The 13,188-nt window shown below is 42.5% G+C and carries 9 protein-coding genes; all 9 read left to right on the top strand.

Going from position 1 to position 13,188, the window contains the following annotated elements:
• Nucleotides 1–638 precede the first annotated feature (638 nt).
• The 9 genes from NDI35_RS20745 to NDI35_RS20705 all read left to right on the top strand — a co-directional run bounded on the left by NDI35_RS20745 (nucleotide 639) and on the right by NDI35_RS20705 (nucleotide 12,971).
• Nucleotides 639–3,140, top strand: coding sequence for a glycosyltransferase family 2 protein (locus NDI35_RS20745; RefSeq protein WP_445314383.1), 2,502 nt, complete (start codon nucleotides 639–641; stop codon nucleotides 3,138–3,140).
• Between the two features lie 46 nt (nucleotides 3,141–3,186).
• A complete protein-coding gene (locus tag NDI35_RS20740; RefSeq protein WP_445314382.1) occupies nucleotides 3,187–3,393 on the top strand; it encodes a hypothetical protein in 207 nt (68 codons plus the stop codon).
• A gap of 79 nt (nucleotides 3,394–3,472) precedes the next feature.
• A complete protein-coding gene (locus tag NDI35_RS20735; protein WP_445314381.1) occupies nucleotides 3,473–3,751 on the top strand; it encodes an AAA-like domain-containing protein in 279 nt (92 codons plus the stop codon).
• A 194-nt stretch (nucleotides 3,752–3,945) separates the two neighbouring features.
• Complete coding sequence (locus tag NDI35_RS20730) at nucleotides 3,946–4,734, top strand: SAM-dependent methyltransferase (protein ID WP_445314380.1); 789 nt, start codon at nucleotides 3,946–3,948, stop codon at nucleotides 4,732–4,734.
• Nucleotides 4,735–4,819: 85 nt separating this feature from the next.
• The gene (locus NDI35_RS20725; RefSeq protein WP_445314431.1) at nucleotides 4,820–5,677 is read left to right on the top strand and encodes a tetratricopeptide repeat protein; all 858 of its coding nucleotides are present in this window, start codon (nucleotides 4,820–4,822) and stop codon (nucleotides 5,675–5,677) included.
• Nucleotides 5,678–5,736: 59 nt separating this feature from the next.
• Nucleotides 5,737–6,804 carry a tetratricopeptide repeat protein gene (locus tag NDI35_RS20720; RefSeq protein ID WP_445314379.1) on the top strand — a complete coding sequence of 356 codons (1,068 nt, stop codon included), beginning with the start codon at nucleotides 5,737–5,739 and terminating at the stop codon, nucleotides 6,802–6,804.
• Between the two features lie 21 nt (nucleotides 6,805–6,825).
• Nucleotides 6,826–7,137, top strand: a complete 312-nt coding sequence (locus NDI35_RS20715; protein WP_445314378.1) for a hypothetical protein — start codon at nucleotides 6,826–6,828, stop codon at nucleotides 7,135–7,137.
• Between the two features lie 97 nt (nucleotides 7,138–7,234).
• The gene (locus tag NDI35_RS20710; RefSeq protein ID WP_445314377.1) at nucleotides 7,235–7,513 is read left to right on the top strand and encodes a hypothetical protein; all 279 of its coding nucleotides are present in this window, start codon (nucleotides 7,235–7,237) and stop codon (nucleotides 7,511–7,513) included.
• Nucleotides 7,514–7,625: 112 nt separating this feature from the next.
• Entirely contained in the window at nucleotides 7,626–12,971 is a 5,346-nt protein-coding gene (locus NDI35_RS20705) for an AAA family ATPase (protein ID WP_445314376.1), read from the top strand.
• Nucleotides 12,972–13,188 lie beyond the last annotated feature (217 nt).

Genomic DNA, 13,188 nt, shown 5'->3' with positions numbered 1-13,188 from the left:
ATTGCTATAGTTTGATATAGAAATCCTATTTGATTTGTAGACAAGATAATTTTTTTTGAACTATAGCAAGCGCGCCCGACGGTTAGGATTCAGATGTGGCAGCATTTTCAATAAGCTTTTTATGGGCGGCGTCGCAGAAACGGCCCACAAAAAATATTTTTTATTGTGGAACAGGCCCGAAAGCCTTTTGCTGACATTGCTGCAAGATGTAAGTTAGGAGGTTCTTAATTGCTGAAATCCTTGCCCAAGATTGCTTCTGACCGAAAGCATCCAGGATACAAGCCCCCGAATTTATCCGTGGGGTCAATGCTTCAATCTAAAATCGTTCGACTGAGCGTCTGGGCCCTGAGCCTGTCGAAGGGTCACGCCGAAGTCTAAAATCTAAAATCTAAAATCGATTGACTTCTCTCCTAGGTAACTAAAGCGTTCTTCCTTCTTCCTTCAGCTATATTTTGCCAGGTTTGGACTCGTTAAGAAGTTTGGCAACAGCAAGCAGGATGAATTATCATACAATGGTCAGAATGTTAAAAAATGTAAATATAATAATTGGGGTGTGTCGGAATTTTCAACTGAATTAAAAAGTGGACAGCAGGAAACCGTTACTGTTGCATGCACGATCGGGACTTTAAAATTATTTTATGACAACTTCAAGATTTGATCTTCAAGACTTGAAACGCCGCTTTTGGCGGATTTCGCGGGTGCCGATGGCAACGCTAGTCGTGTTGGGGGCAGTTGCTTTCGCAGGTGCGATCGCCGCAGCCTGGTTTGGCAGTGAAGGTACAGTCAGCGGTATTTTTGCCACAATCAACAGTTGGCAGCAAAACCCGCCTGTGTGGCTGCAAGTGCCTGCTACGAGCAAGATGTATTTGTTACTGCCGACTATCGCGCTTGTCTCCGTTGCTTTGGCTGCAATTAAAATTTCGCCTCAACCGCAGAAATGGTCGCGCGCTGTGGTAGTGGCAATAGTTCTGGCTTTAACCATTCGCTACGTTTTATGGCGATCGCTCGCTACTCTAAATTTAACCGATCCCCTCAACGGTATCTTTAGTTTGGGGCTGTTTTTCCTAGAAATGCTACTGGTTTTCAATACCAGTATTCAACTGTATTTAATGCTGAGAATGAAAGACCGGCGTCGAGAAGCCGATCGCATGGCCGTTGCAGTTGAAGCTGGAAACTTCACACCGCCCGTAGATATTTTTATCCCAACTTACAACGAACCGGCTTTTATTTTACGGCGCACTGTAATCGGCTGTCAAGCTTTAGATTATGCCAACAAAAAAGTATATTTGCTCGACGATACCAAGCGCCATGAAATCAAGTTGCTGGCAAAAGAACTGGGATGCGAGTATATAACCAGACCCGATAATATTCACGCCAAAGCTGGAAACATTAACCATGCCACAGCCCTAACTAATGGCGAACTAATTGTTGTTTTTGATGCAGATTTTATCCCCACTAAAAACTTTTTAACTCGAACAGTTGGATTTTTTCAAAATCCCGAAATCGCCCTCGTTCAAACACCGCAAAGCTTTTACAACCACGATCCTATCTCCCGTAATTTAGGTTTAGAAAATGTGCTCGCGCCGGAAGAAGAAATCTTTTACAGGCAAATTGAAATTATCAAAGATAGCGCCGACAGCGTGGTTTGTTGCGGTACATCTTTCGTAGTGAGGCGAAGTGCTTTAGAAGCAGCGGGAGGCTTGGTCACAGATTCAATTTGCGAAGATTATTTTACCGGAATTCGGCTGTCAGCAACCGGGTATCGCTTAGTTTATTTAGATGAAAAATTGAGTGCTGGTTTGGCGGCTGAAAATATAGAAGCTCATCTAAATCAAAGGCTACGCTGGGCGCGAGGCACGCTTCAGGCATTTTTTATTGATTCCAATCCTTTAACAATTCGCGGTCTCCGATTTGTACAAAGGCTGTCTCATTTGGAAGGATTGCTGCACTGGTTTACCAGTTTAACCAAGGTTTTATATCTGTTGATACCTTTAGCTTATTCGTTTCTCGGCATAATTCCTTTGCGGGCAAGTGCGCGGGAATTGCTGTACTTTTTCCTGCCTTACTATTTGGTGCAACTTACTGTGTTTTCTTGGCTGAACCGCAGATCGGGATCGGCTTTGCTTTCGGATATTTATTCGTTCGTCCAGTGTATTCCTTTAGCGGTGACGGTAGTGAGTTCCATGCTGAATCCCTTTGGGAAAGGGTTTCAGGTGACGCCAAAAGGAATGGCGAGCGATCGCTTTCGTTTTAACTGGAATTTGGGATGGCCTTTGATTGTCTTGTTTGCAGCTACAGCAGTCAGTTTGTGGCACAATTTAAACATTAATTTAGTTAAAAATGTTGGCACCGTACAGTCAATATCAGAAAGTACAAATTTGTCAAAAGGAATGAGTTTGGGATGGATTTGGAGCGCTTACAACCTGCTGATGCTGGGGATTGCATTGCTGATTTTGGTGGATATTCCTAAGCCGGATATTTACGAATGGTTCAATTTACGCAGGGTTGTACAATTGAATATTGGCGGTAAAAGTTTTTGGGGTATAACCACTGTAATTTCGGAAAGTGGCGCGGAAGTTGCTCTGACGCAGTGGCCAAGTTTTCCGGTGAAAGGTAAAGGTAGTAAAGAAAGTTTGACCCCAGCAGAGATTTTGCCAAAATATGCCGTTCAGACAAGTTTATTGCAGGGTAAAATAAAAGCGCTTTCTCGCAGTGCGGCAGTCAAAGCAAGGAGAGCGCTAGCGCCGTCGGTTGTTGAGTTGGGCACTGAGCGTCGTTTAGCCAAAGGTTTGATTGATTGCGATTTGGCGACTCTGAAAATTATGGAAGAGAACTGTTTTATTCCTGTGGCTAAGATTGAGTTGGTGAGTGATAAATCTCAGTGGGAGTCGAGTTTTCGGGATGGAAAAGAGTGCAGTGTTGTGGAATTTCCCACTGTGCGAATTGCGTTCGATCGCCTGAACATTAGCCAGCACCGCTGTTTGATCGAAATGCTTTACTGTCGCCCGGGGCAGTGGCAGCGGCAGGAAACTCCCGGAGAATGGCGATCGCTGTGGCTGTTGCTGAGAATTGCTTTGAAACCGAGGGCTGTTTTTGAGAGGAATAGGTCAGTTAGACCGATCGCAGTTTCGCAGCTTTAGAGTGAATTTCTCCTAGTTGGGAATTTTTCACCCCAAATATCAGCAGATGAAGGCTGAGGGATTTTTAGAGAATCTTACCTCATCTCTTTTAAGTAATGGTGCAAAAATTTTTATACATTTTCAGTTAGCAAATAGAGATAATTTTCAAGATTTGGATAATTTCTTAGGGTGGTTCTACGAACGTCGGTTTGGGTTGGCAACTGGGAAATCAAATAGCAGAATTTGGGGAGTAGCTGTTTGGCATCCTGGTTAGCTGCAAGATGTACTTCCAGCAGTATTTGCTACTCTCAACAACCAAACTTTTAGTGTTAGCTTGAGGCGATATCGATCGCTTGTTTGCCTATCCCAATTTGACGATCGACTTTTGCGGAATTTTGCGAATTTGGCACGAGAAAGGAAAAAATCGGGGAATTGGGCGAAAACTCCGGTTAGTCGTGGTACACTCCACTAAGCTGTATATCCCGCGGAGTGTAAATAAATCGCCGTTTAATGTGAGGCTACGGCCCTTTAAAAGCGACCAAGTGCAGGATTTGGCGCAAGGGCAAGGACTGGATTGGTCAGCGGAAGATGCCCAGCAACTGACGGGTTTTGTAAACAGGAATACCTATTGAGTACGGGTAGGTCTTTATCATATCGGGCGTGGGGATGTCACTCCAGAGCAAGTGTTGCAAAACTCTCCCATCTGTGCCGGAATTTATGGCGATCGCCTACAACGACAACTTTAGCAGCTTTAATTATATAACTAGCAATTTGCGTTACTACCATAACTGAAACACATTTTGCGATCGCTGGGAGGAAGTTACATTTGAAAACGGGATCTTTAACTGTTGTCGGGACGGGAATTCAATTAGTTGGTCATCTGACCTTAGCAGCGAAGGCGTCGATCGAGCAAGCTGACAAAGTTCTGTTCGCCGTAGCTGACCCAGTTACTGCTAAATGGCTACAGACACTCAATCCCACCGCAGAAGCCTTACCTTACAATACTAACAATCAGCGGCGTAGAGAAACTTATCGAGAAATGGTCGATCGCATTTTGGCTGAAGTTCGTCAGGGGTTGAATGTCTGTGCGGTTTTTTACGGTCATCCCGGCGTTTTCGCTTACCCTACCCATGAAGCAATTAAACAGGCGCGTCGTGAAGGTTTTAGGGCGCAAATGTTACCAGGAATTTCAGCGGAAGATTGCTTATTTGCTGACCTTGGTATCGATCCAGGGCGCAACGGATGTCAAAGTTTTGAAGCCACTGATTTTCTGATTCGGCAGCGTAAATTTGACCCCACCAGTGCTTTAATTTTGTGGCAGATTGCGACGATCGGCAATCTGGGTTTTTATCAAGAAGAGATTCAATTGCGGGGTCTAAATGTGTTAACTGAAGTGTTAGAAACACACTATAGTTCTGACCACGAAGTAATTGTTTACGAAGCAGCGGTTTATTACCCGGTTTGCGAGCCAGTTATCCAGCATATACCTGTGTCCAAACTGGCTGAAAGTCGTGTTACTCTAGTTTCGACACTTTATGTTCCGCCTCAAGCGCCTGCACCTGTAGACAGTGAAATGATGGTAAGGTTGGGTATGTCTTTTGTTAAAGAAACTTAAGGTATTTTGCAAAGAGAATGTAGTAAAAACTACATTTTTTCCAGCAGATAAAAAGTGTATGTGTTAGAGGAGAAAAAATGTGGTAATGTCGCTTTATATAGAACAAAACCCTGACGATGCTAGGGCTCTAGCTCATCATGGTGAAAACCATCGGCTGACGGGACATTTTGAAGCAGCTTTAGACGATTTCAACCGATCGCTCGACTTGGAACCTAACAATGCTTGGGCGATCGCACACCGGGGCGAAACCTATTATTTGATGAAACGCTATCAGGAGGCTTTCGCAGATTTCAACCGCGCCATTGAACTGAACCCTGATTATAATTGGGCGATCGCTCACCGAGGCGTAACCTACCGCTTTCTGGGAGAAGCATATTACACAAAGGCACTGGCTGACTTGGATCGAGCAATTGAGCATCAGCCGGATTACGTTTGGGCGATCGCTTATCGCTGCCGCGTCTATGAGTTGATGAAGTGCTACAAGCAATCCCTGATTGACTTCGATCGAGCGATCGCCCTTGATGAAACAATATTTGCAGGGAAAAATCAGCACACAGAGAAAGGGTTAATCTTTTGCTATGACGGTCAATATTTTGAGGCGATCGCCTGTTGCGAACAGAGGTTGCAACAGGTTGCTGATGATACTACAGCTTTGTACTGCATCGCAGTATCTAAGGCGCGTTGGCAAGGAGTGGACAAAGCAGCAAGCGAAATCGAGCGATCGCGGACAGCATTGCTTTCTCAATGGGAAACGGGCGATCGGGGAGATATTCTCTACCGACTCTGCGGCTTGGCAATTTTGGCAGGGAACTGCGAACAAGCATGGCAATATCTGCGAGAAGCTATTCCTATCAATGATGAAGCCATTGAGTTAGTCGGTCACGATCCAGCTTGGTTGGATTGGCGGGACGACCCGAGAACTCAGGCATTACTCGCTAGTTAAGTGTTTGAGAAAACAAATTTCAAGTAATTAAACATCAAGTGTCTTTTCAGGATAATTTTATGCAGATGGATATCAGCGATATGATGATGGCTCAACAAGCAGAAACTCTTCGCTTGTCAGGGGCTTACGAACAGGCGATCGAGATCTTTGAACAACTCCAAATGTATCCTGACAATGCTTGGGTTAATGCTCACTTAGGAGCAACCTATTACCATTTGATGGATTATGGGAAAGCAGAACATTATTTAAAGAAAGCGATCGACAAAAACGATAAGTATTTCTGGGCTCATGCACAGCTAGGTGAAACCTATCGTCTTCGAGCAATTACGGAAAATAACAAAAGACCAGAATATGTTGAATTAGCTATCGAGCATTTCCAAAAAGCGCTTGATAAACCACCAGAAGACAGCAACTATGCGTGGGCCTTAGCTCACTTGGGGGCAACCCATCGCCTGTATATAACTAAGGGTATCAGCCAATTCCTGAAGGAGCCGATATCTCAGCAACCTAATCCAGAGAATTATTGCGGAAAAGAAAAGATAAAACAACACGCCGAAGACGCTTTGAAATGCCTTAACAGAGCGATTGAACTCATGCCTACATACGCTTGGGCATGGGGTATGCGATCGACAGTTTACAGATTGACTCAAGACTACGAAAATTCATTCTGGGATGTGGAAGTTGAAGCTGTAATAGCTCCGAATATGGAAATTATGCAACAGTCTTCTTCTCCCGTTTCATTCTTAAAAAGTGGCAGGATAAATCTTTACGAACACGCTTTCCTGTCTTTTTATTTGACCAAGAAACCATCAGAACCCGAGGATAAAAAAAGACACTACGTTAGGGCGATCGCTTTTCTCCAACAAGCTTTGATACTTAGTCCAGGTGACTTGATGGCTAAGCTAATTCTCACCATAATTGAAGCTAACCAAAAGAAGGAAGAAAGGGGGTCATTAAAACCAAATGAGATTAAAAACATTCAAAGAAAATTAGAGCAGTTTTTTAAAGATACAGAAGTGGAGTTTTGCCAAAAATGTAAAAAGCTATTGCGACATCAAATTAATGTTCCAAAACCGTCAGTTAGTATCGAGCAGTTGAAATGGATAAATAGTCATGCTGAGGAGTGACATAAATTAAAGAAGCTTATTTTGGAAGAGGTGATAAAGAACCCTACATCAGGTGTTGAAAAAGAGCCTCAATTATGGCTATGGAAAAACTTTGAGCTGACAGAGATGTGGAGTTATATTCTTTTCTTTCTTTGTGAAATAAGCCATCTTCTGGGAAACAAAAGTAATATTGGTACAGAAACGGCTTATCTAGAGCTTGCATTCCTCATCAATCCTTACTACGTTACAGAAAGGCTTTATCAAACTCCAGTGTTTTCACATGAACACAGAACAAAGATATTTAAAAAGTTGCACGATGAGGGAATAGTGTTAAAATTTTCTGAACCCAATTAATGAAACCCTTAATTGCCCGAAAATCAACGAAAAAAATTAATGACGATTAGTTTAGTTTTTCACTGTTCGTGACCTTAGAGATTTAGGAGAATATCCCATGAGTAACCTATTGGATTTATTAACAGATTTAGCACTTGACACGAAAAAACAAAGTGCTTTCCTCAACAACCCCAGTTCCTTAATGGACGAAGTGGGTTTAACGGAAGCAGAACAAACTGCAATGATGAGTGGTGAAAACGCTAAAATTGCCGCACTCTTTGCAGAGGGACGAGTTCCGTTTGCTATTACTTTTGTCGATCCCGGCCCCGATCCCTTGCCAGATCCAGACCCTTTTCCTCCTTCTCCACCGCCAGAACCCAAACCTGACTCTGACTAGGATGTGGATTTGAAGTCAAACCACTAATAATTTTCTACACTTGGGAAAGTAGATTGATATTTCCTGATCTCAAACCGCACTTGTTGCGGTTTTTTATCCTCAAAACATAAGTATGCAAAATTACCAAATTACTGAAAAACTGCATGAGAGCAGTAACTCCTTAGTCTATCGCGGATATCGGCAAGCAGACAATCTGCCTGTTATCCTCAAAATGCTCAAACAAGCCTATCCTTTACCTGAAAAAATTGCCTGGTTTAAGCGAGAGTATGAAATAACCCAAAACATTAACTTACCAGGCGTAATAGATGTTTACAGCTTCCAAAACCTAGAAAATCAGTGGGTAATTGCGTTAGAAGATTTTGGCGGTGAATCCCTCAATCAGATAATTGCTAAGAAACAATTTACAATTGCTGAATTTCTCCATCTGGCAATTGAAATTGTTGACATTCTCGGTCAGATTCACCAGCAGTATATTATCCACAAAGATATTAACCCATCAAATATTGTTTTAAATCAGCAGACAGGTAAGCTGAAGCTAATTGATTTTGGAATTTCCACAACACTGTCGCAAGAAAACCCAACCTTTCTTAACCCGAACGTATTAGAAGGAACGCTGGCTTATATCTCGCCAGAACAAACAGGTCGCATGAATCGAACAATCGATTACCGCACAGATTTTTACTCGCTGGGGATAACTTTTTATGAATTACTAACCGGACAGTTACCTTTCCCCACGAATGATGTTTTGGAATTAGTGCATTGTCATATTGCTAAACAACCTACCCCACCGCACGAAGTCAAACCAGAAGTTCCACCAATTATTTCGGCGATCGTGTTGAAATTAATGGCAAAAAATGCTGAGGAACGCTACTTGTCAGCATATCAAATAAAGGCAGATTTACAAGAATGTCTCAAACAGTGGCAGAGCAAAGAGCAAATTGACCCTTTCCCAATCGCTCGGCACAATATTTCCGATCGATTTCAAATTCCCCAAAAACTGTACGGGCGAGAACGGGAAATTTCTGCCTTATTAGCTGCTTTTGAGCGAGTTAGTCAAGGAGCCAGTGAAATGATGCTGGTTTCTGGATATTCTGGGATTGGAAAAACAGTATTAATCCAGGAGATATATAAGCCGCTGACTCAACAACGCGGTTATTTTATTTCGGGTAAGTTTGACCAGTTTCAACGAGATACTCCCTACGCATCCTTAATTCAGGCATTTCGTTCATTAGTACGGCAGTTACTAACAGAAAGCGATGCCCAAATTAGCAAGTGGCGAGATAAATTCCAAGCGGAATTAGGGGAAGCTGGATGGGTAATCGTTGAAGTTATTCCTGAAGTAGAACTAATTATTGGTTCCCAACCACCCTTACCAGATCTGCCGCCAGCAGAACAGAGAAATCGCTTTAATCGGGTTTTGCAAAAATTTATTAATATATTCACACAACTCGAACATCCCTTAGTAATTTTCTTAGACGACTTACAGTGGGCAGATAGAGCCTCGCTGGAATTAATTCAACTGCTGATGACAGTAGCAGATAATAAATATCTATTTCTAATTGGTGCATATCGGGATAATGAAGTAAGCGAAGCACATCCGCTAACTCAAATTTTGGAAAATATTGCCAAAGCAAAAGTAACAACCATTAATAAAATATTTTTGACACCTTTAGCCTTAACCGATATTACGCAACTTTTAGTTGATACGCTTTTTGCGGAATCAAAAAATGCTAAGCCACTTGCCAAATTGCTCCAGCAAAAAACTGGTGGTAATCCGTTTTTTATCAATGAATTCTTAAAATCCCTGCATTCTGAAGCATGGTTATATTTTAACTACGAATATCAGAAATGGCAGTGGGACTTAGAACAAATAAAAGCGCAACCAATTACAGATAACGTTTTAGATCTGACGAGCAAAAATGTCAAAAAACTCCCGACAGCAACTCAGGCAGTCTTAAAATTAGCAGCTTGCGTGGGGAATCAGTTTGACTTGAGAACGCTGGCGATTATCTATGAAAAATCCCTCCAAGAAACAGCAACAGATTTACGGTCAGCACTCCAATCCGGTCTAGTTATACCACTCAGCCATGCCTATCAGTTGGCGGAACTTGATGTAGCAGGTTTGTCCGATCGGTTGGTTGCAGAATACAAATTTGCTCACGATCGCATTCAACAAGCAGTTTACTCTCTCATCTCCGAAGCAGATAGACAGTCAGTACATCTGCGCGTGGGCAGGTTGTTACTGGAAAATACACCATCTGAAGAAGTGGCACAGAAGCTGTTTGATATTGTCAATCAGTTGAACAAAGGCCGAGCGCTGATAGATCAACAAATAGAGCGATACGAGTTAGCCAAATTCAACTTACAGGCAGGTAAAAAAGCCAAATCTTCAGCAGCTAGCCAACCAGCTTTCAATTACCTTCAGATCGGCTTAAGTTTGTTAAATAAAAAGAGTTGGTCGCAGCAGTACAACCTTACCTTAGATTTGTATTTAGAAGCAGCAGAAACAGCTTATACAATTGCTAACTACGATGAAATGGAGCGCTTATCTGGGGTAGTTTTGCAAAAAGCCCAAACGCTGTTAGAGAAAGTAAAAATATATGAAATTAAAATGCAAGCTTATTGCGCCCAAACTAAATTCCTAGAGGCGATCGACATTGGGCTAGAAGTTCTGAAATTACTTGGCGTAGAATTACCGCAACGACCGAATCAATCCGATCTGACACAAGAGATGGAGCAGATAAAATCTGCCTTAGCAGGCAGGCAAGCTCAGGATCTAATCGACTTACCGCCAATGACCGACCCGTATAAACTAGCAGCTATACGGGTGATAAACTGCTTGTTGAGTCCTGCGTTCGTAGCAATTAATCAACTGAGCTTGTTAACTTGGTGCCGACAGGTGAATTTATCGATTCAGTATGGTAATTCTGCTAGCTCTGCTTATGCGTATATAGGTTATGGGCTGATCCTTTGCTCGTCAGGAGAGCTTGACGCTGGCTATCAGTTTGGAAAACTTGCTTTGAACTTACTAGAACGATTCAAAGATAAAACATTCAAAGCAAGAATTTATGTAATATATATGGGATTTATCAAGCATTGGAATGAACCTCTCAGAGACACATCTTCTTTTTGCATGGAAGCTTATCAAAGTGCGATAGAAACTGGAGATCTTGAATATACTGCTAGTGTTAGGCAGGTCTATGCTTTCGCTTTGTACCTCAGCGGTGTAGAGCTGATCGATGCCAAAAAAGAAATGGCGAAAGCCCTTGAAGTTACTTATCAAACTAAACAGGAAGCATACATTCATTGGTGTCAAATCTTTATGCAGGCGATCCTGAACTTGGCGGAACAAGTAGAAAATCCGTGCTGTTTGATTGGTGAAGTATACGACGAACAAAAGATGATACCCGTTCATCAAGCAGGTGGCGATCGGACTGCGCTCATGAAGGTTTATTCACTTAAAGTTCTCCTCTGTTATCTGTTTGAGGAATTTCAGCAAGCTGTGGAGAATGCAGACCGCTTTGAAGAATACTCAGCTAATGCAGCTTCCTTTTTTATTCTCCCTGTTGTCTATTTGTATGATATGTTAGCCCGACTAGCGCTCTATCCTAATTCCTCAGAAACAGAAAGAGCAGAAATCCTGACAAAGGTGGCTACTAAACAAGAAAAAATGGAAACATGGGCAAAGCAGGCTCCCATGAATTACCTGCACAAATTCTATCTAGTGGAAGCGGAACGCGATCGCGTATTAGGCAACGATAAAGATGCCAGAGAATATTACGACAAAGCCATCATCTTAGCCCGCGAAAACGAATATCTCAACGAAGAAGCCCTCGCCTACGAACTAGCAGGCAGGTTTTATTTAGCCAGAAATCAAAATCATGTTGCCCGTCACTACCTGCAAGATGCCCACTACGCCTATCAGCGTTGGGGGGCTGTAGCTAAAGTCAAAGATTTGGAGGCGCGATACCCGCAATTTTTAGCCCTTCAGTCGCTTAGTTCAACCCGAACAGATACTGAAAATAATATCATCAATCCAATCACCACAACTGGTAGCAATTCCGGCGAAACGTTAGATTTTGCCGCCGTAATGAAAGCATCCCAAGCTATCTCCGGTGAAATCGTTCTCGAACAATTGTTAAACCAGGTGATGAAAACTGTGATTGAAAACGCAGGCGCCCAAAAAGGTTTTCTCATCTTGGATAAAGGCGGGAGTTGGGCGATTGAAGCGGAAGCAGCAGTAGAATGCGAGATCGTTACCATTATGCAATCCATTCCCGTAGATTCTGTAGATCCTGCAACTGGAATGCCCCTGCTGTCAACCGCCATCGTTAACTACGTCGCTCGCAGCCACGAAAATGTAGTATTAAATAACGCCACCGATGAAGGACTATTTACTGGGGATTCTTACATTACCGCTACTGAGCCCAAATCGATTCTCTGCACTCCCCTACTCAATCAAGGCAAACTCGGTGGTATACTCTATTTAGAAAATAATTTGGCGATCGGCGCATTTACCTCGGAAAGAGTCGAAACTTTAAAAATCATTGCTGCTCAAGCTGCGATCTCAATTGAAAATGCAAGTCTCTACGAACAATTAGAAGATTACAACCGAACTTTAGAGCAAAAAGTAGAAGACCGTACCGCAGAATTAGCCCAAGCTAATACAGAAATATTGAGTTTGAACGAACGGCTAAAAGTAGAAAACCTTCGCATGAGTGCCGAACTAGACGTAACCCGCCGCCTGCAACAAATGATTTTGCCTCAACAGCAGGAACTAGAGTCAATTGCAGGGCTAGAAATTGCTGCATTCATGGAACCGGCTGATGAAGTTGGCGGCGACTACTACGACGTACTAAATTACGGTGGCAAAGCCACAATTGGCATCGGCGATGTGACAGGACACGGTTTAGAAAGCGGCGTGTTAATGATTATGGCACAAACAGCAATTCGCACTTTGTTGGTTCACAATGAAACCGACCCAGTTAAATTATTGCAGACAGTCAACCAAACGCTTTTTGACAACGTTGAGCGCATCAATTGCGGTAAAAGTATGAGCCTTTCTTTGCTGGAATATCGGGGGGACAACATCCTGCGTTTGAGCGGACAGCACGAAGAGGTGATTGTCGTGCGTTCTAGCGGCGAAGTAGAGCGGATTGATACTATAGAGTTAGGCTTTCCCATCGCCTTGGAACCAGATATTGCCGATTTCATTGCTACTACTGAAATACAGTTAAATTCCGGGGATGTTGTCGTACTCTACACAGATGGAATTACCGAAGCTTTTGATATGAATCAAAAGGAATACGGTATTGAGCCATTGATTGAACTTGTTGCCCTTAACCGGGAAAAGTCAACAGCAGAAATCAAGCAAGCTATTATTGACGACGTGCGGCGATACATCGGGGAGCAAAAAGTATTTGATGACATTACTTTGGTAGTAATCAAACAGAAGTAAGTATGGGATAATTTAGTGGCGGCAGTGTCAAATATCTTTCGAGGCTTTGGGGAAAAATATATAAGGAATGAAAATTTAATAACTTTAGCGTCTGCTAAATAGTCGGAACTGCACGATAATTCCATTTTGGTAGATATTCATCAAAAATAATTTTCATTGTTTCTTTAAATCCCTTAGCTACTTTTCGACCAGTTTCATAAATTTTATCGATTACATT

The sequence above is a fragment of the Microcoleus vaginatus FACHB-2002 genome, from assembly GCF_040004035.1.
GTDB lineage: Bacteria > Cyanobacteriota > Cyanobacteriia > Cyanobacteriales > Microcoleaceae > Microcoleus > Microcoleus vaginatus_C.
This window is presented reverse-complemented; position numbering and strand designations above follow the sequence as displayed.

Bases quoted from the DNA above. Each gene is read 5' to 3' on its own strand.
- NDI35_RS20745 (WP_445314383.1), top strand. From the start codon at position 639: ATGACAACTTCAAGATTTGATCTTCAAGACTTGAAACGCCGCTTTTGG.
- NDI35_RS20720 (WP_445314379.1), top strand. From the start codon at position 5,737: ATGCAGATGGATATCAGCGATATGATGATGGCTCAACAAGCAGAAACT.
- NDI35_RS20740 (WP_445314382.1), top strand. From the start codon at position 3,187: ATGAAGGCTGAGGGATTTTTAGAGAATCTTACCTCATCTCTTTTAAGT.
- NDI35_RS20710 (WP_445314377.1), top strand. From the start codon at position 7,235: ATGAGTAACCTATTGGATTTATTAACAGATTTAGCACTTGACACGAAA.
- NDI35_RS20725 (WP_445314431.1), top strand. From the start codon at position 4,820: ATGTCGCTTTATATAGAACAAAACCCTGACGATGCTAGGGCTCTAGCT.
- NDI35_RS20705 (WP_445314376.1), top strand. From the start codon at position 7,626: ATGCAAAATTACCAAATTACTGAAAAACTGCATGAGAGCAGTAACTCC.